Source organism: Xanthomonas nasturtii (genome assembly GCF_001660815.1).
Classification (GTDB): domain Bacteria; phylum Pseudomonadota; class Gammaproteobacteria; order Xanthomonadales; family Xanthomonadaceae; genus Xanthomonas; species Xanthomonas nasturtii.
The window spans coordinates 15,501-38,249 of sequence record NZ_LYMI01000016.1 but is presented as its reverse complement, the minus strand read 5'-3'; the positions used below and the strand labels follow the sequence as shown (position 1 = coordinate 38,249).

Annotated in this window: 23 protein-coding genes, 1 other RNA gene and 2 pseudogenes; 19 read left to right on the top strand and 7 right to left on the bottom strand. The window is 65.7% G+C overall.

The window, feature by feature from the left end:
- Positions 1-176: 176 nt before the first annotated feature.
- From A7D16_RS07700 to A7D16_RS07690, 3 genes are all read left to right on the top strand, one after another.
- On the top strand, positions 177-1,295 hold the full coding sequence (locus A7D16_RS07700; RefSeq protein ID WP_064631389.1) for an alkene reductase: 1,119 nt from the start codon (positions 177-179) through the stop codon (positions 1,293-1,295).
- Between the two features lie 465 nt (positions 1,296-1,760).
- On the top strand, positions 1,761-2,810 hold the full coding sequence (locus A7D16_RS07695; protein ID WP_064631461.1) for a L,D-transpeptidase: 1,050 nt from the start codon (positions 1,761-1,763) through the stop codon (positions 2,808-2,810).
- A 471-nt stretch (positions 2,811-3,281) separates the two neighbouring features.
- The gene (locus tag A7D16_RS07690; protein WP_064631459.1) at positions 3,282-3,518 is read left to right on the top strand and encodes a hypothetical protein; all 237 of its coding nucleotides are present in this window, start codon (positions 3,282-3,284) and stop codon (positions 3,516-3,518) included.
- Positions 3,519-3,640: 122 nt separating this feature from the next.
- Here the strand turns inward: A7D16_RS07690 and A7D16_RS07685 are convergent, their stop codons facing one another.
- Positions 3,641-3,976, bottom strand: coding sequence for a zinc ribbon domain-containing protein YjdM (locus tag A7D16_RS07685; RefSeq protein WP_064631387.1), 336 nt, complete (start codon positions 3,974-3,976; stop codon positions 3,641-3,643).
- Between the two features lie 114 nt (positions 3,977-4,090).
- On the opposite strand from A7D16_RS07685, the gene A7D16_RS07680 reads away from it, so the two are divergent.
- From A7D16_RS07680 to A7D16_RS07665, 4 genes are all read left to right on the top strand, one after another.
- A complete protein-coding gene (locus tag A7D16_RS07680) occupies positions 4,091-5,140 on the top strand; it encodes a cation diffusion facilitator family transporter (RefSeq protein ID WP_064631385.1) in 1,050 nt (349 codons plus the stop codon).
- 329 nt (positions 5,141-5,469) lie between these two features.
- The gene (locus A7D16_RS07675; protein ID WP_064631383.1) at positions 5,470-5,943 is read left to right on the top strand and encodes an FKBP-type peptidyl-prolyl cis-trans isomerase; all 474 of its coding nucleotides are present in this window, start codon (positions 5,470-5,472) and stop codon (positions 5,941-5,943) included.
- 139 nt (positions 5,944-6,082) lie between these two features.
- Entirely contained in the window at positions 6,083-7,459 is a 1,377-nt protein-coding gene (locus A7D16_RS07670; RefSeq protein ID WP_064631381.1) for an Hsp70 family protein, read from the top strand.
- A 187-nt stretch (positions 7,460-7,646) separates the two neighbouring features.
- On the top strand, positions 7,647-7,832 hold the full coding sequence (locus tag A7D16_RS07665; protein ID WP_010366034.1) for a hypothetical protein: 186 nt from the start codon (positions 7,647-7,649) through the stop codon (positions 7,830-7,832).
- 173 nt (positions 7,833-8,005) lie between these two features.
- Here the strand turns inward: A7D16_RS07665 and A7D16_RS22410 are convergent, their stop codons facing one another.
- The 3 genes and pseudogenes from A7D16_RS22410 to A7D16_RS21405 all read right to left on the bottom strand — a co-directional run.
- A complete protein-coding gene (locus tag A7D16_RS22410) occupies positions 8,006-8,533 on the bottom strand; it encodes a hypothetical protein (protein WP_161945026.1) in 528 nt (175 codons plus the stop codon).
- A 38-nt stretch (positions 8,534-8,571) separates the two neighbouring features.
- Complete coding sequence (locus tag A7D16_RS07655) at positions 8,572-9,069, bottom strand: hypothetical protein (protein ID WP_064631379.1); 498 nt, start codon at positions 9,067-9,069, stop codon at positions 8,572-8,574.
- Positions 9,066-9,436: pseudogene (locus A7D16_RS21405) on the bottom strand (RNA polymerase sigma factor); the annotation flags it as partial. The gene A7D16_RS07655 and the pseudogene A7D16_RS21405, both read right to left, overlap by 4 nt.
- 337 nt (positions 9,437-9,773) lie before the next feature.
- Here A7D16_RS21405 and A7D16_RS07645 point away from each other — a divergent pair.
- The gene (locus A7D16_RS07645; protein ID WP_064631375.1) at positions 9,774-10,367 is read left to right on the top strand and encodes a mechanosensitive ion channel family protein; all 594 of its coding nucleotides are present in this window, start codon (positions 9,774-9,776) and stop codon (positions 10,365-10,367) included.
- Positions 10,368-10,562: 195 nt separating this feature from the next.
- On the opposite strand, the gene A7D16_RS07640 is transcribed toward A7D16_RS07645, so the two are convergent.
- On the bottom strand, positions 10,563-10,829 hold the full coding sequence (locus A7D16_RS07640) for a DksA/TraR family C4-type zinc finger protein (RefSeq protein ID WP_064631373.1): 267 nt from the start codon (positions 10,827-10,829) through the stop codon (positions 10,563-10,565).
- A 175-nt stretch (positions 10,830-11,004) separates the two neighbouring features.
- Between A7D16_RS07640 and A7D16_RS07635 the strand changes: the two genes are divergently transcribed.
- On the top strand, positions 11,005-11,259 hold the full coding sequence (locus tag A7D16_RS07635; RefSeq protein ID WP_064631371.1) for a DUF2789 domain-containing protein: 255 nt from the start codon (positions 11,005-11,007) through the stop codon (positions 11,257-11,259).
- Between the two features lie 158 nt (positions 11,260-11,417).
- Here A7D16_RS07635 and A7D16_RS07630 read toward each other — a convergent pair whose 3' ends face one another.
- On the bottom strand, positions 11,418-11,591 hold the full coding sequence (locus A7D16_RS07630; RefSeq protein ID WP_003489471.1) for a DUF1328 domain-containing protein: 174 nt from the start codon (positions 11,589-11,591) through the stop codon (positions 11,418-11,420).
- Between the two features lie 403 nt (positions 11,592-11,994).
- Between A7D16_RS07630 and A7D16_RS07625 the strand changes: the two genes are divergently transcribed.
- The 4 genes from A7D16_RS07625 to A7D16_RS07610 all read left to right on the top strand — a co-directional run bounded on the left by A7D16_RS07625 (position 11,995) and on the right by A7D16_RS07610 (position 15,214).
- Positions 11,995-12,522 (top strand): M48 family metallopeptidase, encoded by a 528-nt coding sequence (locus A7D16_RS07625; RefSeq protein ID WP_064631369.1) that lies wholly within the window; start codon positions 11,995-11,997, stop codon positions 12,520-12,522.
- Positions 12,523-12,608: 86 nt separating this feature from the next.
- Positions 12,609-12,683: non-coding RNA, sX9 sRNA (locus A7D16_RS07620), on the top strand.
- Between the two features lie 17 nt (positions 12,684-12,700).
- Complete coding sequence (locus A7D16_RS07615) at positions 12,701-13,957, top strand: 2OG-Fe(II) oxygenase (RefSeq protein ID WP_064631367.1); 1,257 nt, start codon at positions 12,701-12,703, stop codon at positions 13,955-13,957.
- A 156-nt stretch (positions 13,958-14,113) separates the two neighbouring features.
- Positions 14,114-15,214 carry a Glu/Leu/Phe/Val dehydrogenase dimerization domain-containing protein gene (locus A7D16_RS07610; protein ID WP_064631365.1) on the top strand — a complete coding sequence of 367 codons (1,101 nt, stop codon included), beginning with the start codon at positions 14,114-14,116 and terminating at the stop codon, positions 15,212-15,214.
- 62 nt (positions 15,215-15,276) lie between these two features.
- Here the strand turns inward: A7D16_RS07610 and A7D16_RS07605 are convergent.
- Positions 15,277-17,263 (bottom strand): annotated as a pseudogene (locus A7D16_RS07605) (autotransporter domain-containing protein); the annotation flags it as partial.
- 219 nt (positions 17,264-17,482) lie between these two features.
- Here A7D16_RS07605 and A7D16_RS07600 point away from each other — a divergent pair.
- From A7D16_RS07600 to A7D16_RS07575, 6 genes are all read left to right on the top strand, one after another.
- On the top strand, positions 17,483-18,658 hold the full coding sequence (locus tag A7D16_RS07600; protein WP_064631363.1) for a thiolase family protein: 1,176 nt from the start codon (positions 17,483-17,485) through the stop codon (positions 18,656-18,658).
- 122 nt (positions 18,659-18,780) lie between these two features.
- The gene (locus A7D16_RS07595; protein WP_016904096.1) at positions 18,781-19,122 is read left to right on the top strand and encodes a hypothetical protein; all 342 of its coding nucleotides are present in this window, start codon (positions 18,781-18,783) and stop codon (positions 19,120-19,122) included.
- A gap of 229 nt (positions 19,123-19,351) precedes the next feature.
- The gene (locus tag A7D16_RS07590) at positions 19,352-19,678 is read left to right on the top strand and encodes a hypothetical protein (protein WP_064631361.1); all 327 of its coding nucleotides are present in this window, start codon (positions 19,352-19,354) and stop codon (positions 19,676-19,678) included.
- 109 nt (positions 19,679-19,787) lie between these two features.
- Positions 19,788-21,497: a diguanylate cyclase gene (locus tag A7D16_RS07585; protein ID WP_064631359.1), complete on the top strand. Its 1,710-nt coding sequence runs from the start codon at positions 19,788-19,790 to the stop codon at positions 21,495-21,497.
- Positions 21,498-21,594: 97 nt separating this feature from the next.
- The gene (locus tag A7D16_RS07580; protein ID WP_064631357.1) at positions 21,595-22,152 is read left to right on the top strand and encodes a bactofilin family protein; all 558 of its coding nucleotides are present in this window, start codon (positions 21,595-21,597) and stop codon (positions 22,150-22,152) included.
- Positions 22,149-22,514, top strand: coding sequence for a hypothetical protein (locus tag A7D16_RS07575; protein ID WP_064631355.1), 366 nt, complete (start codon positions 22,149-22,151; stop codon positions 22,512-22,514). Before A7D16_RS07580 ends, A7D16_RS07575 begins: the two co-directional genes overlap by 4 nt.
- Positions 22,515-22,749 lie beyond the last annotated feature (235 nt).

The following is a 22,749-nucleotide window of genomic DNA, read 5'->3' as shown; positions in this document are numbered from 1 at the left end:
GCAAATCAGAAAAGGCCGGCGCCCGCTGCGATTCAGCGCCGAAGCCCAGCGCGTCACAGTTCCAGTCGTTTCAACACCATGGAAGACGCTGTGTCCTATCTGCATCGCTCGAATCTGCTTGGCTGCGCCTCCATCGATAGTGTGCACCGCGATCGGCGCGGCGTCGCGCCTGGCGCGTGATCAACTTTGACTGGTTGCTGATGTCCACATCCACTGAATCCCCCTTGTTCTCTCCGGTGCGCCTGGGCGCGCTGGATCTTGCCAACCGCGTGATCATGGCTCCGTTGACACGTAATCGCGCCGGCGACGGCCAGGTGCCCTCGCCGCTCGCGGCCGAGTATTACGGCCAGCGCGCCACTGCCGGGCTGATCGTGGCCGAAGGCACGCAGATCAGTCCGCTCGGCCAGGGCTATCTCGACACCCCCGGCATCTACAGCAAGGAGCAGGTCGCCGGTTGGCGCGCAGTCACCGACGAAGTGCATCGCCGCGGCAGCAAGATCGTGCTGCAGCTTTGGCACGTGGGCCGTGTCTCGCACACCAGCGTGCTGCCGCCGGGCGAAGTGCCGGTGGCGCCCAGCGCGATCCGCGCAGAAGGCAAGACCTTCACCAAGAACGGTTTCGAGGACGTGTCAGAGCCGCGCGCACTGGCACTGGAGGAAATCCCCGGCTTGATCGAGGAGTACCGCATCGCTGCACGTAACGCCATCGATGCCGGCTTCGACGGCGTGGAAGTCCATGCGGCCAATGGCTACCTGCTCGACCAGTTCCTGCGCGACAGCTCCAATCAGCGCACCGACGCCTACGGCGGCGATATCGAAAACCGCACCCGCCTGCTTGCCGAAGTGGTGCAGGCGATTGCCGACGAAATTGGTGCCGAGCGCACCGGCGTGCGCTTGTCGCCGGTGACCCCGGTGTATGGCGCGCACGACTCCAACCCGCAGCCGCTGTTCGAGCGTGCGGTGGAGAGGCTGAACCTGATCGGCGGGCTGGCCTTCGTGCACGTGATCGAGGGCGCCACCGGCGGCCCGCGCGACAACATCGCCTTCGACTACGCCGCGCTGCGCGCCAAGTTCGAGGGCGCCTGGATCGCCAACAACGGCTACGACCGCAGCATGTCCGAACACGCCATCAGCAGCGGCTATGCCGATGCGATCGCCTACGGCCGCCCGTTCATCGCCAACCCGGATCTGGTGCGCCGCCTGCGCGAGAGTGCGCCGCTGGCCGAACTCGACCAGGCCACCATGTATGGTGGCGGCGCCAAGGGCTATACCGACTACCCCGCACTGCCGGAGTAATCGCCTGATAGCGGCTGATATCGCGACCGCAGCTGCCATGGTGGCATGCGGTCGCTGCGCCGCAAACAGGTGCAAGCTATGTTCGCTGTTGGCGGCCGTGCGGTACTTGGCTTGCGTGCCGGCCGTTCGCAGCACCCTGCAAATGAGGCTATGCAATGCCCACAGCCATCGCCCTGCGGTGGTTGCGGGGCAGCGGCAACGCGCACCGACGCACTACACGCAATCGGTCCGCACCACCGGTGGCGTGCTGGCGCAGCCCCTCTCCTGCGGAAGATGGTTGGGGTGAGGGTACGGGGGCGAAGCCACAGACGTGTGGAAGCTTCCACACACCTGCACAGCCAGCTGCAACACGCACCCACCAGTGCCGGGCGCTGTTTCGCATGACATGCCATGACCGCCGGCCAGTACATGACGCGCACGCCCTGCCCCGCTAGGATCGTGCCATTCCTGTTGCTGGATGCACCGATGCGGCCTCTGCTCACCTTCGCCTTGTTTTGCACGCTGCTGATCTGTGGCCAGGCCGTTGCCGTGCCGTTCTGGGGCGCGCGGCAATCCAGTGCCGCAGACACGCTGCCCGCGCAACTCAAACCGGGCGAATGGATCTGGGGCGGCGTCAGTAGAGGATGGGGGCCGATGGCCGTGATCGTCAGCCTCACCGAGCAACGCGCCTACGCCTATCGCAACGGCATTCTGATCGGCGTCTCCACGATCAGCTCCGGCAAGCCCGGACACGAGACGCCCACCGGTGTGTTCACCATCCTGCAGAAGGACAAGGACCATCGCTCCAGCATCTATAACGCCGCGCCGATGCCATACCAGCAGCGGCTGACCTGGGACGGTGTGGCGCTGCATGCCGGTGGCTTGCCCGGGTATCCGGAATCGCATGGCTGCGTGCATCTGCCATCGGAATTCGCACGCCTGCTGTTCGACAATTCCAATATGGGCATGGTGGTGGTGGTCGCGCAGGCCGGCATCGATGCAGACGACGTGGTGCACCCGCGCGCGCTCAGCCCGATCGACCCGACCACCGGCGCCGAGCGCGCACTGCTGCCGTTGCCCAACGGCCAGGTCTTTGCGTGGCAACCGGAGCTGGCGCCGACCGGCCCGATCTCGATGCTGGTCAGCAGCAGCGACCAGCAACTGATGGTGTATCGCAACGGCGTGGAAATCGGACGTGCGCAAGTCGCATTGCGCGCACAACCCGGCGCCGCGCCACTGGGCACGCAGGCCTTTATCGTCGGCCAGGGCTATCTGCCCGGCAAGGTGGCCGGACTTCCCGGGCAGCGCATGCCCAACTGGATGCGCATCGGCATTCCCGGCAGCAATGCTGCGGCAGGCCAGGCACTGGATGCAGACACCGTCGCGCCGCTGCAGGTGCCGCCGGCCTTTCTGGCCGGCCTGCTGCCGTTGCTCACGCCGGGCGTGGTGCTGGTCGCGACCGACCAGCGCATCCTTCCGGAAACCACTGGCGGCAAGCTGCAGGTACTGGATTCGGATCCGCCTGAAGCGCCGTAAGTGCATTGTTGGAGCGGCGTAGTCATTGGCGGCGTGGATGTGGAGCCGCTGCTGCCTGCTTCGCTGCGACTGGCGGTGTGAACCGCATTTTGCAATCCGCTTTTTTCGCGTTTGTCGCAAGACTGCCCGCAACTGGCCGCACAGCCGGATGCCAGCCTGCTGGCTGCGCACGGCTGGGTCTGCAACGGCGCACCTGCATATGTGAGCGCCGGCCAGCAGCGCTGCGCAATCGCTCAGGTCGCCCCACTCAGCGCACGCGACTACGCCGGCCTTGCACGTCGACGCGATCCCGATGGCATGCCGATCCTGGAGGGCGTCAGCGTGCGCAAGGCGCGCCGCCGCAACTTCGCCGGCTCCTCCAGCTATTGCTTCAATCCCAGCATGCTGCGCTCATGGTCGGAAGACGGCCAGGGCCTGGTGGTGGAAGTGTCGCCACGTCATCCCGGCACGCACCGTCATTACCGCGTCGAACTGATGGACAGCTGCCGCGAACTCAGCGGCGCACCGCCCATCCGCTTCGTCTCCGGCATGGGCTTGAACGCGATCTGCGGCAACCCGGGCGACAAGGTCGACGTGCTCGACGAAATCGGCATTGCCGGTGCACGCACCTTGGCTGGCGCCGAAGGTGATCTCAGCAGCACGCGCGGCGGCATGTTGTCGCGCATGCGGCACAGCTGCGTGGTTGCAGCGGTGTATCGGCGCGATTGATCGTGTCGCAGCGAGGAGCACGCTTGCGCGCGATAGGCGTTATCGAGAATGCTTCATCGCGCGCAAGCGCGCTCCTACACACGCGGCATGCGGCATGCGGCATTTCCATCGCCGCAGCTGTCTTACGCCTTGCGCAGGAAACAGGTCTTCAACACCAGGCCCTTGATCTTTTCCGAGTTGCCTTCGATGTGCTCGGCATCGTCTTCGACCAGGCGGATATTGCGGATCACCGTGCCCTGCTTGAGCGGGATCGAGGAGCCCTTGACCTTCAGGTCCTTGATCACGGTCACCGTATCGCCGGCCTGCAACACATTGCCGTTGCTGTCGCGCACCACCGTCGTGTTCGCGGCGGCCTCGCCTGCGCTCCATTCGAAGCCGCAGTCTGCGCAGATCGACAGCGCGCCATCGGCATAGGTGTTGTCCAGTCCGCAGTGCGGACAGGCAGGGACGGTGGACATGCAATTCCTTGATCGAAGCGGGTGTGGATTGTAGCCGCCCGGCCGCGCGATCACGCACCCGGCACGGCCACGGCGCGATAGTGCGGCGCTTGTCGAATGCCCCGCAGATCGCGCATGTCCAATCAGCCAGTGCCCACTTCCCCGCCCGCCACGTCAGGCGCCGCCAACGCCGAAGCTGCCGGCCCCGCCGCTCCCGGCAATGGCCCAGGCAAGCCCAAAGGCTCGCATCTGGTGGTGTATGTGGCGCTGGCCGGCAATCTGGCCATTGCCGTGGCCAAGTTCATTGCCGCCGGCATTTCCGGCAGCTCGGCCATGCTCAGCGAAGGCGTGCATTCGCTGGTGGACACCGTCAACGAAGTGCTGTTGTTGTACGGCTTGCGCCGCGCCGCGCAGCCGCCCACGCCCACCCATCCGTTCGGCTACGGGCGCGAGTTGTATTTCTGGAGTTTCATCGTCGCGCTCCTGGTGTTTGCGATGGGCGCCGGCGTGTCGCTATACGAAGGGATCGTGCATCTGCGCAACCCGGAGCCGGCCAAGAGCCATCTGATCGCCTACATCGTGCTTGGCGTGTCGATCGTGTTCGAAGGCATTTCGTGGGTAGTGGCGCTGCGCGAATTTCGCGCCAAGAAAGGCCGCATGGGCTATCTCCAGGCGTTTCGCCAAAGCAAGGACCCCAGCACCTTCACCGTGTTGCTGGAAGACAGTGCCGCCTTGATCGGCCTGTTCATGGCGCTGCTCGGCCTGGCCGGTGCGCAACTGTTGGACATGCCCGAACTCGATGGCATCGCCTCGATCGGCATTGCCGGCGTGCTGGCGTTTACCGCCTTCCTGCTGGCGCGCGAAACCAAGGGCCTGCTGATCGGCGAACCGGCGCATGCGCATGTCACCGACTCGTTACTGCGCATCGCCGCCGGCGACCCGGACGTGCGTGCGGCCAATGGCGTGCTCACCATGCAGCTGGGCCCCAGCCAGGTCGTTGCCGCATTGAGCGCCGAGTTCGAAGACAGCCGCACCACGCCGCAGATCGAGGCCTGTGTCGGGCGGATCGAAGCTGCTGCCAAACAGCAGCATCCCGAACTCACTGCCCTGTTCATCAAGCCGCAAACCCCGGAAACCTGGCGTGCGCGGCGCGCGCAGATCGAGCGTGGCGCACAAACGGACTGAGCAACGCGACAGCGTGTGCGTGCATGTAGGTGCGGTATGCACACGCGTTGGTCTGGGCAAGTTCGGCCTCGCATGGTCAGGCAGCAAATACGCTAGCGCTTGAGAATACGAGCGTAGCCGCAGCGCATTCGAACCCTTCACTGTGCTGACGCGTCCATCCACTGCGCGCGTTCGTGACACGCATTCCACCAAGCTGATCCTCGCTTCAACCGCAATCCCTGCTGCGGTTGCATGATCCAGTGCGATTGCCTACGGTGTGCGTGCAGCATCTCTTCGCATCGTGAAGTAGCCGATGCATTCCCCTAGATCACCCGTCATGGAGGTTTCCAATGGAAATCAGCCAGGGTCGCGTTGCGACCATTCACTACACCCTTTCCGACGACAGCGGCCAGGTGCTCGACCGCTCCGCGCCCGACGCGCCGCTGAGCTATCTGCATGGCGCCGGCAACATCGTGCCGGGCCTGGAGAAAGCACTGGAAGGCAAGCACCTGGGCGAAACACTCACCGCCGACGTGGCACCCGAACAGGGCTATGGGCCGCGCCATGAGCAGTTGATCCAGCACGTACCGCGCGACGCGTTCCCGACCGATGTCGAGGTAGTGCCCGGCGTGCAGTTCGAAGCGCGCACCCAGCAGGGTCCCGTGCTGGTCACCGTGACCGAGGTCGGCCCCGAGCAGGTCACCGTGGACGGCAATCACCCGCTGGCCGGGCAGACCCTGCACTTCGCGGTGGAAGTGGTGGCAGTGCGCGAAGCCACCAGCGAAGAACTCGACGACGGTCACGTAGCCGACATCGCCGCCTGACCCGGCGCGCGCCGCACGCTTTGCTAGCTGCGGCGCAGGCACGCCGCGCTTCGGTAAAAGCGCAAGCGGCGTAGCCGGTCTCGACGACGGATGCGGCAGCCGTAGTAAAGTGCGCGGCCCGCTCTCCAGGCCCGTCCGCATGAAACTCGGCATCGACTTCGGTACCAGCAATTCCGCCGCCGCGGCGATCGTTGATGGGCAAGTGGTGCCGGTGCGCTTCGGCGAGGCCTTGCAGTTCCGCACCACGGTGTATTTCCCCGACACCATGCGCGACCCGGACGATTTCAGCCTCACACCGGCGCTGGAATACGAGGTGGAGCGGCTGGTCGACTCCGGCCGCCGCGACGCAGTGGCCGCCGGCCGCACGCCCAACAACGACAGCCTGCGCCGCGACGCGATTCGCATCGTGCGGCGGCAATGGATGGAAGAACAGGTGCGCGAGCCGCGCAGCTCGGCCGCCTTGCTGCAGAACGCGGTTTACGGCGACGAGGCGCTGGATGCGTATTTTCTCGAAGGCGAAGGCAGCCTGGTGCAAAGCCCCAAATCGATGCTGGGCTACAACCTGCATCCGCGCGCGCGCCAGACCATCACCGGCATCGCCACGCACGTGCTGGAGCATATTCGGCTGACGGCTTCGCGCCAGTTCGACATCAACATCCGCAGCGCCACCCTGGGCCGCCCGGTGCAGTTCCGCAGCTCGATTGGCGAAGCCGGCAACGCGCAGGCGCTGGAGATCCTGCAAACCGCCGCAATCGCCGCCGGCTTCGACAGCGTGGATTTTCTCGAAGAACCCGCAGCGGCCGCGATGCATTACCACGTCAGCCACGACAGCCGCCACGACACCGTGGTGGTGGATATCGGCGGCGGTACCACCGATGTTGCGCATGCCAGCGTCGGCGGCAGCGCTGCGCCGCAGGTGCACCGTGCCTGGGGCATCGCGCGCGGCGGTACCGATATCGATCTGGCGCTGAGCCTGGCCGCCTACATGCCGCTGTTCGGCCGCGGCATCACCCGCGTGCCGACCCACCATTACGTGGAGGCGGCGATGGTGCAGGACATGACCCGCCAGCGCGAATTCCGTCTGCACAAATATCAGGACGTCCCAGCCCCCTTCGACAAGCGCCTGCAGGCCTTGCAGGACACTGGCAACACCGCGCGCCTGTACCGCGGCGTGGAGGCCTGCAAGATCGCACTCAGCGAGCTCGACCAGCATCAGGCCGCCCTGGACTTCATCGAGCGCGGCTTGCGCGTGGACGTGCAGGCCGACGCGCTGGTTGCGTCTGCTTCCAACTATCTTGGGGAACTGGAAGCACTGCTGGCGCAGGTGCGTGCCGACATGGCTGCCGCACCGGCCACGGTGTTCCTGACCGGTGGCATGTCGCGCGCCGGCTATATCCGCGACACCGTGGCTGCGGCGTTCCCGGAATCGCGGCTGGTGCATGGCGACCCCTCCTTCGGCGTGGTCCAGGGCCTGGCGTGGGCGGCCGCGCAGGGCCCCCGTCCGTCGGACGGTTAACACACCGGGCGGCTCACCCTCTATAATGCGCGGTTGCTGCTCGACGCCCCGCCGTCTTGTCTGCATGGCACGCCCGCCGTGTCACCGCGATTGCGCACCGAACGCCATCGCACTCTCGACACCGCTTCTGCGCGCGCCACCCTAGCCGCACGCGGTGTCACCGCACTTCCCCGCTACAGGAGGCCACATGGCACGTCCCGCGACCAAGCAGAAATCCCAGCCCAGCATCGCTCGCAGCGAAGGCAAGTCGCAGCCGCTCAGTCGTGAGCGCATCGCTGCCGACATTGCCGCGTTCCGCAAGACCGGCGGCCGGATCGAAGTGCTCACCACCAACTTCGGCCCCGCGCGCAACGACGGCGACAAGATCGCTTGAGCCAGCTAGCAGCACTGCGCATGGCCGCCAGGCGGGTGTGAAGTCGAAATACCCGCCGATTGCACTGGCCACCGCATCACAAATGTCGTTCGTCACTGTTGCGTATTGCCGCTAGGTTGTACCGACGTGCCACCGCAAGGTGGCACGTCTGTTTTAGGCGTTGGAACGATGGCTCACACGGAGTGAGCAGCCAGTTGCGCGGCGCGGACGTCACGCAGCACGCGTGATCGATGCCGATTCCAAGCACCGCCGGCCTGGCGGCTGCGCACTCGCCGTGTCAGCTGCGCCTCCTTGGCTCGCCCGGCAGCGACCACGTCGCCGCTGACCGATTTGAGTTGCAGGCGCGCCAGATCGACCTGGCCCACATCCACCGATGCGCTCACCGCATCCACCTGCAGCAATGCACCGCGCGGCACCCGCAACTCCAGTTTGGCACCCTTGCTGTTGCGGCTGTTGCGCGGGTAGATCACCTCGAATTGCAGCCGGTTGGCGCTTTCGTCCACCTGCAGGCGCTGGCCGTCGCCCAGGCTGCCGGTCAATTCGCGATCCCAGCCGCGCACGCGGATGCTGCCGGCGATGTTCTCCAACTCCACGCGTGCGCCGCGCGCCAACGGATGACTCTGCTTGACCGCGCTTTGCGCCGCTGCGGGTGCAGCGCAGAACGCGGCCCGCAGCAACACGGAAAGATGGGCATGGCGCATGGAATGGCTCCTCAGATTGGAAAGGACGCCTCGCCTTCTCATGCAAGGCGGGTCAATTGCGGCCGCTTGGCGTAGGTGCGTTGCAGCTGCGACAACGGAAATGCCGAGCGCGGGGTCTGTGCGATGGCGGTGTGGATGGCCTGCGCGCTGCGATCCAGCTCATCGAGTGCCGGCAGCAGATCGGCGGGCACCTGCTTTACCGGCACCTCGGCCATGGCCTGCTGGTAATGCCCAGACATGACTGGCGCCTGCGCCACCAGTGCCGACTGCGTTGCGAGCGGCTGCGCCTGCCGATCGATCCCGGGTGCGATGGCAACCACTGCCGCTGCAGCAGCCAGCGCCAGCCCCGCTGCCGGCAGCAACCAGGCGCGCCGGTGGGTTGGCGTCAACGCCACCACGCTGGAGCGCGCCGTCAATGCCGGCGCAATGCGCTCCCACACTTGCGCCGGTGGCTGGCGTTGCGGCGACAGTGCCTGCACCTGCGCGAGCAGAGCGCTGTCGTCTTCCTGCTCGCGATCGTGCCGTGTGTGATTCATGCGGTTTCTCCAAGCCGCGCGCGCAGCAACCGCGTGCGCGATGCAGGGGTGCCTTGGAAGCGCCGACCGCCATCTGCAATTGCTCGGCAATTTCATGATGTTTCCAGCCTTCGATGTCGTGCAGCACCAGCACGGCGCGCGCACGCGGCGGCAGCATTTCCAGTGCGCGCTCCAGATCCATGTGGATCGACTGGCAGCCACTGGCGCCGGCAATTGCCGCGGGCATGTCGCCATCGGCAGCGTCGACGACGTGCTCGCTGGATGCAGAGCACGCACGGAAGTCCATCAGTGAGGGTTGACGGCCAGACGGTGCAGCCAGGTGCCCAGCATGCTTTGAAAAACCGAACTGCGGCAATGCCTTCCACGCCGCAACGCCTGAGGTCTGCGCTGCAGGCACATTGCACCGATTTGCGGCACTCCGTCACGCGGCGTCCAGGGCGATGTGTTGCTGACGACGTCGCGCCGGTTCCTGACGCGCGGCGACCGTGCGGCCCAGCGCATCGCGCACTGCCACGGCGTACCGTGCGCACGGAAGACCACGCCAACCTGATCCACCACCACGCGCCCGCACACTTGCGCGCTCTGATCGCAGGCAAAACACCGCATTGCCTGCCTTCGCAGATGAGCGCGCATTCACCCTGCGCACCTACAGCGCAGCGGCCGCCCCGTTACAATGAATGTCCCCTTCGACTCTGCATGATGTGATGTCCGCGTCCGATGCGTTGCCCGCCATGATCCGCAGCCTGCTGCCCCATTGGAACCCGGAATGGCTGGCCGTTGCGGTGCCGACGGTCAAGATCGTGTTGATCCTGGCCATTGCCGCGTTGGCACGACTGCTGCTCCGGCAACTGCTGCGGCGCTTGTGTACGCGTTACAGCGTGCCCGCCGAAATGACGATCGGCATTCGCCGCGTCGGCAGCTTCATCATTTCGGTCAGCGCCTTGTTGATGGCGCTCCGGGTCATCGGCGTCAGAGCAGACACCTTGTGGACCGCATTCACGGGGTTTGCAGCCGTCGGCGCCGTCGCGTTCTTCGCTGCATGGAGTGTGCTATCCAATATCTTCTGCACGTTCCTGATCATCACCACGCGCCCGTTTCGGCTGCACGATCACATCGAGTTGCTCGAAGGTGGCGACAAGCCGGGCCTGAAAGGCCGCGTGATCGATATCAATGTGATCTACACCACGCTGGAAGAAACCGGCGACCACGCTGGCAGCGTCTTACAGGTCCCTAATAGTCTGTTTTTCCAGCGCACGACGCGTCGCTGGCGCGAGACCAGCAGCTTCAACGCCAATTAGGCGCAGCCGACAAGGCGCTGGCGACACTTGTGGGTTCACCGCTGGCGAAGCGTAATGATGGTGACGCAGGCACGCTGTGATGCATGTGCACACCGCAGACACCGCTGCGACGCCGGCTGGGATGGCGATGCCGCTTTCGTTCAGACGCGCAGCACTGCGCAACGCGCCTTGGCACCCGCGCAGACACCTGACCGCTCAACGCAGCTGACTGTCCTTGCTGCCGCGCCGGTTGTACCCACCTTGCGCCGCCTGTTCCAGGTCGTGCGCTTCCTGGCAGTTCACGCACAGATGCACGCCGGGCACGGCCTTGCGGCGCGCCTCGGGAATCGGTGCCTCGCAGTCCTCGCAGTGCGTCAGGCTCGGGCCTTGGTGCAGCTGGCTACGCGCACGCTTGATCGCATCGTCGACGGTGGCGTCGATCTGGTCCTGCACCGCCCCATCACCCGCCCATCCGGTCGCCATGATTGCCACACCTCACTGGTCAGGGAATGGATATGGTCATTGGCGCAGGCAAATCCAAGCCGCACGTGCACAGTACGCTCAAACCGGGTGCTCTAGCATTCAAGCCACTGTCAGCTGCCGGTACTTACGGCAGCTGACCAGGCTCTCAGTCATCCGCACTCTCGAGGATTCTGCAATGGAACAACCCGTCCACCCGTTCTCAGAACTGTTCGCCCAGTTGGGCTTGCCCTCCGACGAAGCCAGCATCCGCGACTTCATCGCCGAGCACTCGCCGCTGCCGGGCGAGATGCGCCTGGAAGAGGCGCCTTTCTGGACGCCTGCGCAGTCCCAGCTATTGCGTGAAGAACGCCTCGACGATGCCGACTGGATCGTGACCATCGATCAGCTCAACATCGCCCTGCATACCACTGCCGACACTACCGGCGTCTGAGTGCAACGTCTGGATTGCGCGCGGCTCACGCTTGAGATCGTCTGCAGCTGACGTGCTTGTCGTGCTGATTTACGCAACAAAAAAGAGCGGCCACTGGCCGCTCTTTCCATGACGGGTGATGCAGGCCGGCAACGCTGCGCCTGCCTGCACGCTGCGCGTCAGGTGACTTTCTTGGCAATCGTCATGCCCAGCACGAACAGGACGATGGCAATGATGATGCCGGCCCAGAACAGGAACTTGGCAATCCCCATCGCTGCGCCTGCCATGCCGCCAAAGCCCAGCGCACCGGCAATCAACCCGATGATGGCAAAAATAATCGCCCACTTGATCATGATGTTGTCTCCTAATCGGCACCGTGCCGTTGTTCGATCGTGTGCTTGCGACGCAACGCCGCAAAACATGCGCTGCACGCTACCCATCCGGATGTGCCGCATTCGTGAATACGCCTGACACACGCTGCAACACGTGCGTTGCGTTCAGCAGGCCAGGGCCGCGGCAACATGCAGACATACGCTGTGTGGAGAAGTCATCAACGATCGACACCGCGCTGTCCATCACCTACCGAAAACTGGAACTCCCTGCTCGCGTAGCGTCGGGCAATACCTTATCCATCGAAACGCCACTGCAGAAGATCTCGCGTTTGCGATGCATCGACGCGCAGCACCCAGGCGCGATCGGCCACATATTCGCGGCCTTGCGCCCACCGATTCGCCAGCAGGTGGTGCATCGGCGATCATGCATGCTTCGCCGCGACCGATCGCCATGGACACTCTTCGTTACCTCACCGGCTATCCGCCTGCCGTTCTGGATCAGGTGCGCGAACTGATCGCACAGGACAAACTTGCCAGCGTGCTGGCACGGCGTTATCCGGACCGGCACGCCATCCGCACCGACCGCCATCTCTACGAGTACGTCAAGGCAACGAAGGAGCGCTACATGCGCTCATCGCCCACCTTGCACAAGGCGATGTACGACAACCATCTGCAGGTGGTGAAGCATGCGCTGGGCACGCATACGGCGATTTCGCGCGTGCACGGCGGCCGCTTGAAGGCCAGCCGCGAGATCCGCATCGCATCGGTGTTTCGCGACGCGCCGGAACCATTCCTGCAGATGATCGTGGCGCACGAACTGGCGCATCTGAAAGAAGCCGATCACAACAAGGCCTTCTACCAGCTCTGCAACCACATGACCCCGGACTACCACCAGCTGGAGTTCGACCTGCGCCTGTATCTGACCCAGCTGGCCCTGTCCGCCGACAGCTGATCGCGCAGCGCCCGGTCGAGGCCAAGCGGCAAAAAAAGACGACCGCGCTCACCGCCATGCGGGGCGCCGCCGGCGCTTGGTGCGGCACGTATCACTCGTACACTGCGGTTCCTCAGCGCCGTCTGCACCCTGCTGACCGCCGCTCGCCACGTACGTCAGCCGCGCTTAGGATGCGTGCATGCAGCCATCCTCTCTTGCCGACCTCACCCGCGCCGCCCAAGGCGGGCACCCCGCCGCGATCAACGCGCTGGCCCAGGCGCTGGTGCGTGCCGGCCAGCCCGAAGAAGCAGTGGCCTGGTATTCGCGCAGCGCGGCTGCAGGCGATGCGCTGGCGCAGGTCGAAATGGGCCGCATGCGCGCCTATGGGGTCGGCTGCGAGGTGGACGTCGGCCAGGCGCGTGTGCAGTGGGAGCAGGCCGAGCGGCAGGGCGCAGTGGCTGCGCAGTACCTGCTGGCAACCCTGGCGGTTGGAGAGCAACCGCCGACGCTGGACGCTGTGGCGTTCAATCGGCTGCAGGCGGCAGCAGTTGCCGACTACCCGCCTGCGCTGCGCGCCATCGCGATCCAGCATGGGCGGGTGGCGCATCCGGATCGGCAACGGCAGTGCGTCGCCCTGCTCGAACGCGCTGCGGCAGCCGGTGATGCCATGTCTGCCGCACTATTGGCCGAGCGCCTGCTGCGCGGCGAAGGCGTGCCGGCCCAACCCGAGGCCGCCGCGCAGTTGTTTCGGCAGCTGCAGACAGTGGGCCTGACCGCGCCGCCCGAGGTGCGCATTGCACCGCCAGACCCGCCAGGCGACCCTGCCGATCACCGCATCGATTTCGCGCCTCGCAACGCCCCGGTTCGGCGCCACGCCACACCGCACATCGAAGAACGCACGGGCGTGCTGTCGGCAGACGAATGCCGCCTGTTGATGCTGGTGGCGCGGCCGCATCTGCGTGCCTCCCAGGTGATTGACCCCAACGATGCCAGCACGCAGCGCGCGCCGGTCCGCACCAGCCGTGGCGCGACGCTTGATCCGATCATCGAAGACTTCGCCGCACGTGCAGCGCAGGCGCGGCTGGCCGCCTGTGCGCAGCTGCCGTTGGCCCACGCAGAGCCGCTTTCGGTGCTGTGCTATGCGCCCGGCGAGCAGTACCGCGCACACCGCGACTATCTGCCGCCCGGCACGATCGCCGCCGACCGCCCCGCTGCCGGCAACCGCCAACGCACCGTCTGCGTCTATCTAAACGACGTCGTTACCGGCGGCGCAACCGACTTTCCGCTGGCCGGTGTTCGCGTGCAGCCGCGCGCCGGCGCGCTGGTGTGCTTCGACAACCTGCATGCCGATGGCCGCCCCGATGCCGCTTCGCTGCACGCGGGCCTGCCGGTGACGGACGGCAGTAAATGGTTGGGAACGCTGTGGTTTCGGCAGCAGCGCTATCGGGATTGGTGAACAGATTCATGCACAACCCCCTGCCGGCGTGGTTTAAAATGTTGCAGCGCGACGTGATCGGACAGGGTCTGCAAACGGCGCGTTTTTTGTTTCCCACTGCACGGGTCCAGACCCGGCCTCAGGGAAGGCACATCACGCAGCCCAGCGGAGCCTTCGATGCTTTTCGAAACCCTCGATACCACCGGCCACGAGCAGGTGATTTTCTGTCACAACCGCGACGCCGGGCTCAAGGCCATCATCGCCTTGCACAGCACGCGTCTTGGGCCAGCGTTGGGCGGCGTGCGCATGCGCCCCTACCCCAACAGCGAGGCGGCGCTCAACGACGCGCTGCGCTTGAGCCGCACCATGACCTACAAGAACGCCCTGGCCGGCCTGAATGTCGGCGGCGGCAAGGCGGTGATCATCGGCGACCCCAAGACCGACAAGAGCGAGGCGCTGTTCCGCGCCTTCGGGCGGTTTGTCGACACCCTGGGCGGGCGCTACATCACCTCCGAGGATGTGGGCACCGACGTCAACGACATGGAACAGATCTACCTGGAGAGCGAGTACGTCACCGGCGTGCACCAGGTGCATCGCGGCTCCGGCGACCCGGCACCGTTCACCGCCTATGGCGCGTTGCAGGCCTTGATGGCCGCGCTCAATCGCAAGCTCGGGCACGAAGAAGTCGGCAAGGCCAGCATCGCGATCCAGGGCCTGGGCCACATCGGCATGGAGCTGGTGAAGCTGCTCAAGGAACGCGGCGCGAAACTCTACGTGGCCGATCTGAACCAGGCACTGGTGGACCGCGCGGTGGCCGAATACGGCGCAGAAGCGGTGCGCCCGGATGATATCCATCAGGTGGCGGCCGACGTGTTCGCCCCCTGCGCGCTGGAAGGCGCCATCAATGAAAACACCCTGCCGCAGCTCAAGGCCAAGATCATCTGCGGCACGGCCAACAACCAGCTCGCCAGCGCCGCCATCGGCGAAGAGCTGCATCGGCGCGGCATCCTGTATGCGCCCGATTACGTGGTCAATGCCGGCGGGGTGATGAATGTGTCGCTGGAGATCGATGGCTACAACCGCGAACGCGCAATGCGGCTGATCCGCAGCATCTATCACAACCTGGAAAAGGTGTTCGACCTGTCCACCCAGCTGGGCGTCTCGCCGCAGCAGGCGGCCGATCAGATTGCCGAAGCGCGCATCGAAGCCATCAGCAAGCTCAAACTGCCGCTGGGCCGCACTGCACCGCGCTTTCTGCACAAGCTGCGCGGCGAGTGAAGCCGCTGTCCAGGCGCGTTGCCTGGACAGGGAAAACCTGCATCAAACAGGCAAGGCGCCGATCAGAAATCGGCGCTGTAACGCAGGCTCAGCGCGCGCTCGTCGCCGCGCTCGCCCACCCGCTGGTCGTAGCCGAAACGCAGCTGGCCCTGCTGGCCCAACGGTGCCGCGGCAGTGAACCCGAACAGCCCCCCCGACCGTGCCGGCTGCATGCCACGCAGCGGCGCCCAAGCATCCACGCCGGTGAAGCTGGCGTCCAGCATCAAACCTTCGCTGCTCAGCGCCTGCTGCCACTCGGCATAACTGCCCAACTGGATGCCGCGCCAGCGATACGCCGAACGCACACCGGCCAGCGCCTGCGTGCGCGACGACGTGCTTGCATTGGCACGCAAGCCGAAGCCATCGCCACCGCTTTCGCGGAAAACATCGCTGCGCAAGCGCACGTAATCCAGGCCCATATATGGCGTCAGGCTTGCGTGCGCACCGCCCCAGCGATAGCCGGTTTCCAGATTGCCGCTGAGGTAACTGCCGCTGTAGTCGCTGAAGGGCGCTGCTGCGGTCTTCGCCCAGTTGCAGGGTGCGCTCGATCTGCCGGTTGACGGTGCCCAAGCCCACCTGGCCCAGCGTGTATGCGGCACCCAACCTCGTGCCCCAGTACAGCTGCGCCTGCACCTGACAATCGCGCCCGCGCGCACCGTCCAGCTCGCACAGGCTGCTGGAGCGCGTTTCGCCGAATGCAAACCCGGTAACTGCACCGGAGGCCAGGCGCAGATCGTTGCCCATCATCCAGCCGGAAGTGGCAAAGCCCGACGTGGTCGCACCGCCCTCGCCCGGCCCGCCAAGCGCGCGCTGCCAGTTGCCCAGCAGCCGCGGTTGCTGCGACACGCCATCGAAATGCGACGCCAGCGCGCGGCGGCCCAGATCGATGGTGTCGAAGGTCATCGCGGCAGATTCGGCATGCGCACGACCGGACAGGCTGCGCAGCGAATCGGCTGCCGCCTTTGCGGTCGGCGATTGCTGCAAGGCCGCCGCCGCGCGAATGAAGCCGCCGCTGATCGCGCCATTACCCTGGAACTGTTGCGCATCCACCTGCTGGAACGCCTGCTCGACCCGGATTGCCGATTCCATCGATACGGTGCCGATCGCGCCCAACGAGGCGGCGACCGCGGTGACATCCATGCGTTGCAGCGAGACATACGCAGTGTTGGCGTCGTAGCTGCGCGTGGCGGTCAGAAAGGTCACTGCCGGCCCGCTGCTCAGCGTATCGAACGTCCCTTGCAGGCCGTTGGTCGCTTGCAGGACTGCGTAGGCGGTGGTGTTGACGACGTAATCGCGCCGCCCAAGCAATTGCAGGTCGCCTGCAATGGTCGCGGTGCCCGCAACGTTCAAACGGTCGCCAACGTTCACTGCCAGGCGTCCGTTGCTGGCTTGGGTGTAATTGCCGGTAATGGACGCCGTTGCGCCATTGACCTGCAGCGTGCCGGCGTTATCGACCTGCCTGCCGAGGGTGCCAGCACCGACCAGACTCGCCCCATTGGCGATGCTCACACGCGCACTCTGCAGGCTGGCGGTCTGCAAGGTGCCGCCGAGCACCTGGGTCTCGCCGGTAAAGCTATTGGCGTTACTGCTCAGGAGCAGCGTGCCGGTACCACGCTTGGTCAGGCCGCCAGTGCCACTGATGTCGTTGGCCCAGGTCGAACGCAAGGTCGTGACGTCGACATCCACTGTGCCCCAATCGAAACGCGCCGGCCCCAGCACCGCCTTGCCCACATTGAGCAAGCCATAGCCGAATGTCGCATCGACCCCCGCAGCCCCCAGATCGGTGGCGGTGCCCAGCAAGGTCTGGCGCACCAGATCATTGTTGAAATAGGGAAATGCCTGCCACACCAACGCCGCAGCGCCGGACACCAGCGGCGCCGCGAATGAGGTGCCGCTGTCATAGAAGTAACCGATGTTGCTGGCCGTGGCATCGGGGTCGATGAACAGCGAGGTGCCCGGCGCAACCAGGCAATAGCGCATCGCCACGCCGCAGGCATTGGAAACCGCCGCAGGCGGTCAACGCAACGGCCAGCGCCGAGGCCAGGACGGTCCTGGCGACGTCTTTCCTCTTCATCCGTGTGGTCCCCGAACCCATTCCATGGATAGGGCCCGATCGGGCCCGAATAACGCTTTGCTTACTTTAAGCGCAAAGCGCGCGCAGGGACGCCATGCGCTGGCGCAGGGCAGCCATCAGGCAGATAATCGTTTCACTTTAAACGGTATCTGCTCATGTCCGACATCGTCATCGTTGCTGCAAAACGTACTGCCATCGGCTCGTTCCTCGGCCAATTCAACGGAGTGCCGGCGCCGACACTCGCTGCCGCCGCGATCGAAGGCGCGCTCGCGCAATCGGGCATCGCGCCGGCCGATGTGTCCGAAGTCATCGTCGGCTGCGTGCTGCCGGCCAATCTCGGCCAGGCGCCGGCGCGTCAGGCCGCGATCGCCGCAGGCATTCCCAACTCGACCGGCGCCACCACCATCAACAAGGTGTGCGGCTCGGGCATGAAGGCGATCATGTTCGGCCACGACCTGATCAAGGCCGGCTCGGCCAGCATCGTGGTGGCCGGCGGCATGGAGTCGATGAGCAATGCGCCGCATCTGTTGCCCAACTCGCGCACCGGCAACCGCTACGGCAACTTCCAGGCGGTCGATCACATGGCCTGGGATGGCCTGACCAACCCGTACGACGGCCAGGCCATGGGCGTGTTCGGCGAGGCCACGGCGGAAAAGTTCGGCTTCAGCCGCGCCGATCAGGACGCCTTCGCCATCGCCTCGGTGGAACGCGCGCAGGCCGCGCAGCGCAGTGGCGCATTCGCCGATGAAATCGTCCCGTTCACGGTGACCACGCGCAAGGGCGCGGTCGTCGTCGACAGCGACGAGCAGCCGGGCAAATCCGATGTGGCCAAGATCCCGACGCTGAAGCCGGCCTTCAAGAAGGACGGCACCGTCACTGCCGCCAGTTCGTCGAGCATTTCCGACGGCGCGGCGATCACCGTGCTGATGCGCGCAGACGATGCCCAACGCCGCGGCGTGACGCCGTTGGCACGCATCGTCGGCCACGTCACTCACTCTCAGGAGCCCGAATGGTTCACCACCGCACCGGTATCGGCGATCCAGTCGCTGGTCGGCAAGATCGGCTGGCAGTTGGACGAGGTGGACCTGTTTGAAATCAATGAAGCCTTCGCCGTGGTGCCGATGGTGCCGATCAAGGAACTGGGCATCGCGCACGACAAGGTCAACGTGCACGGTGGCGCCTGCGCCTTGGGTCATCCCCTCGGCGCTTCCGGTGCGCGGCTGGTAGTGACATTGGTGAACGCGTTGCGCAGCCGCGGAGGCAAGCGCGGGGTCGCGACGCTGTGCATCGGTGGCGGCGAGGCGACCGCTATCGCTATCGAATTGATTTAATTGTTTTTAACGTCGATTTTGCAAAGCTGAATGCGCGTACGCTTGACACTAGTCTTGTGGCCGTCATCATGTCGGGGGCGCGCAATAGCGCGTTGCCTAATCTAACGACGAGGATTGAAACAATGACCATCAACAAGCTGCTGATCGCAATGGCGCTGGGCCTGGCCCTGACCGCTTGCTCGAAGCCGGAACAGGCTCAGGACGCTGCTGCTTCGGCTAACGAAGCTGCTGCCGACGCTCAGACCGCTGCCGACCAGGCTGCTGCCTCGGGCTCGCAGTCGGCTGACGCCGCTCAGGCTGCTGCCAACACCGCTGCTGCTTCGGCTGACACCGCTGCTGACGCTGCCCAGGCTGCTTCCGGCGCCGCGACCGACGCTGCTGCTGAGCAGGCTGCCGACGCTGCCAAGACGGCTGAAAACACCGCCGAAGCTGCTAAGGACACCGCCGAAGAAGCCAAGAAGTAATTACTTCTTGACTCCAAGCGAGTTCGGAAAAAGCCGCTGGTCTCCAGCGGCTTTTTCTTTGCCTTCGATTCGGGCGCTGCCCCTCGCAGCTGCCGACAACACCCTTGGCAAGACCAAAGACGGCGCCTGTCCACCCGGCGGCTGAATGGCCGGCCGCGCATTGACGCAGGCTGCATCGGCCCATGCATAAGCTCCGCCTTCCAACACCGGAACAGGAACAGGACCACCCATGAAGACGATCCGCATGCTGGCATTGAGCGCCATCGCCGCACTTTCCCTTGCCGCCTGTCAGGGCCCGGATGCCGAGCAGGCACGCCGCGATGCCGCTTCCGCCGCCAGGCACGCCGCCGCCGCAACCGAACAAGCCGCCGACCGCGCCGCCGTGCAGGCCAAGGCCGCAACCGCCGATGCCCGCGTTGCCGCACGCGAACTGGCCGCAGACGCCAGCCGCGCGACTGCCAACGCCGCCGATGCCACCGCCGACAAGACCCGCGAAATGGCCAACAAGGCCGAACAGAACGCCGACAAGCACGACGCCGAGCACCCGCAGCACTGAGTCGACACACCTGCTAAAGCATCCCGCAACGCGCCGGCCACACGCCGGCGCGTTCGCATCTGCCGGCCGCCGGCTCGTGTTGTCGAGCCCGGCAGGCTAGCATTCGCACATGCCCTCTTCCTTTACCGCGCGCCGCCGCAACCAGCTGGCGCTGGTTTTCTCTGCCCTGATCTTTGTCGCCATCGGGATCGGCATCTTCGTCGGCGCCCGGCGCTCGCTTGCCGATGCCGCACTGGTCTCGCACACGCATGAGGTGATCGGCCGGGTCGACGAAATCCAGGCGCGCGTGCTGGACGCCGAGTCGGCGCAGCGCGGCTTCCTGCTCACCGGTAACGACGCTTACCTGCTGGACTACCAGACCAGTGTCGAACGTCTGCCGATCCTGCTCGACAACCTGCGCCGCCTGATCGTCGACAACCCCGCGCAGGAGCAGCGTCTTGCGCAGCTGCAACGGCTGGTGGAAACGCGCCTGCAGCAGATTCAGCAGGTGCTCGACATCTATGCCCAACGTGGGCTGGAGCCGGCCCGCGCCACCATCCGGCAGAGCGCCCTCCGCACCACCAGCGCGATCCGCGAACAGGCGTTGAGCATGGTGCAGCGCGAACAGGAGCTGCTGGCGCAACGCGCTGAAAGCAGCCGCCACAGCGCCAACCTGTTGCTTGCGCTCGCACTGGCCGGCATTCCGTTCGGGCTGGTGGTGGTGGGCATGGTCTATGCGCTGTTGATGCGCGAACTGCGCCACCGCGGGCAAGCCGAACGGCTGGCCGCGCAGGCCAACCGCGAGTTGGGCGACAGCATCGGCGCGCTGCAACGCAGTACCGCCGATCTCAATCTGCTCAGCCGCTACACCGGCCTGCTGCAGAGCTGCATCAGCGCCGAAGAAGCATTGCTGGTGAGCAGCCGCACCCTGGCCAGCTTGCTGCCGGGCGTGGCCGGCAGCGTGTACCTGCTGCGTGCCTCGCAGGACCGTGCCGAGGCCATCAGCCACTGGGGCGAGCCGCTGGTGCAAAGCGCACCGCACCTGCTGCCGGAACACTGCTGGGCGCTGCGCCGCGGCCAGCCGCACATCATCGAAGACCTGGGCCGGGATGCGCTGTGCGCGCATATCGAAGAACCCGCGCCCGGTACGTACGTCACCACGGCATGCCTGCCGATGTCGGCGCAAGGCACCCAGCTTGGTTTTCTGTTTCTGTCCTGCCCCGGCACTGGGCCGATGCCGCGATTGGAGATTGCCGAGGCAGCGGCCGAGCAGTTGTCGCTGGCGCTGAGCAACCTGCGCCTGCGCGAATCGCTGCGCCGGCAATCGATCCGCGATGCGTTGACCGGTCTGTATAACCGCCGCTATCTGGAAGAATCGCTCAGCCACGAGCTGGCGCGTTGCGCGCGGCGCGGCCTGCCGTTGTCGGTCTTGATGCTGGACGTGGACCATTTCAAACAGTTCAACGACAGCCAGGGCCATGCCGGCGGCGACCTGTTGCTGGCGGCGGTGGGCGAATTGCTGCTGACCCGTCTGCGTGCCGAAGACGTGGCCTGCCGCTATGGCGGCGAAGAATTCACCGTGATCCTGCCCGAGGCCGACGGCGAAGAAGCGCTGCGGGTCGCCGAGCAGATCCGCGGCCATATCGCCGCGCTGGCGGTCAGCGACGGTGCGCGCTCGCTGCCGAAGGTGACTGCTTCGATCGGCGTGGCCAGCTTCCCGGCCGATGGCGAACAGGGCGCCAGCCTGATCCAGAAAGCCGATGCAGCGCTGTATCGCGCCAAGCACGCCGGGCGTAATCGGATCGAGCGACATGGGGCTGGCGCGGGCGCAGTGGACTGAGCACGCATACCGTCCATCGCGGATTGCGGAGTTCGTCACACAAAAGATCCAGTCGCGCGGCGATAGTCGGCCTCGACCCCTAAAGCGAGGCAGTCCGATGTCGATGTGGCGCGATCAAGGTCCCAACAAGAAAGACGGCGTTCCGGCAGCACCCGAGGTCCCCGCTGCCGATGGCCGGTTGTTCACTGCCGAGGCCAGCCCGGCGCCGCCGGTGCCCGCCCCTGCCCCGTCCAGCACCACGCCGGCCGCAGCGGCCCCGCAGCGCAGCAGCGAGGCGAAAGAGTCGCTGATCGCCGCCGACATCAGCATCGAAGGCAAGATTGAAGGCGCCGGCCATGTGCGTCTGGCCGGCCGCTTCAAGGGCGATGTCAACGTCAAGGGCGACCTGACCATCGAACGCGGCGCCAAGCTCAATGGCGGCGTGCGCGCCAACAAGGTGATCATCGCCGGCGAGCTGGAAGGCAATATCGAATCGGCCGCGCAAGTCGAACTGCAGACCTCCGGCGTGCTGGTGGGCGACGTCAAGGCCGGCAGTCTCACGGTGGCATCGGGTGCGCGCATGCGCGGCCAGGCCGATTTCGGCTGGGGCGATGAGGGCGGCAAGCCGGCCACTGCCAGCAAGCCGGTGATCAGCGGAGACAGCGACGCCACATGAGTGCGCCCCGCCCGGGCACGCCCGGCGCCACGCGCAGCTGCCCGCATTGCAAGGCAACGATCCTGGAAAGCGCCAGCGTTTGCCCTGCCTGCAAGCACCACCTGCGCTTCGATTCGGCAGCGGTGCAACACGCGCAGCCGGCGCCGATCGTGCCGCTCAAGGTCGACGGCACCATCCGCCACCCGGCCGATGGCGATCCATGGGAATACACCGTGGTGGTGGTGGTGCGTAACGGCAAAGGCGAAGAGATCCGCCGCCACGTGGTCGATGTCGGCGCGATGCAGGGCGGCGAAGAACGCGGCTTCACCCTGGCAGTGGAAGCCACTGCGGTGCGCTCGCCTGGGCGGCGTACGCGGCATTAGGTGGTGGTGGGTTGGACGGGATTCGGGATTCGGGATTGGGGATTCGCGCGGATTAGTTGGTCTGCAGCTTGCCCAGATATCTGCTTGCCGGGTGTTACCGGCTGTTTCCGATGGGAAGCAAGTCTCCCGCTGGCTTGAAGGCGCTGCGCGTGGCAGGTGCAGCGCTCCGTCAATCCGCGTGTAGCGCGCGCGCACGATCTGCAACGGCAGCCGATTAGCACGTGCCGCACGCACG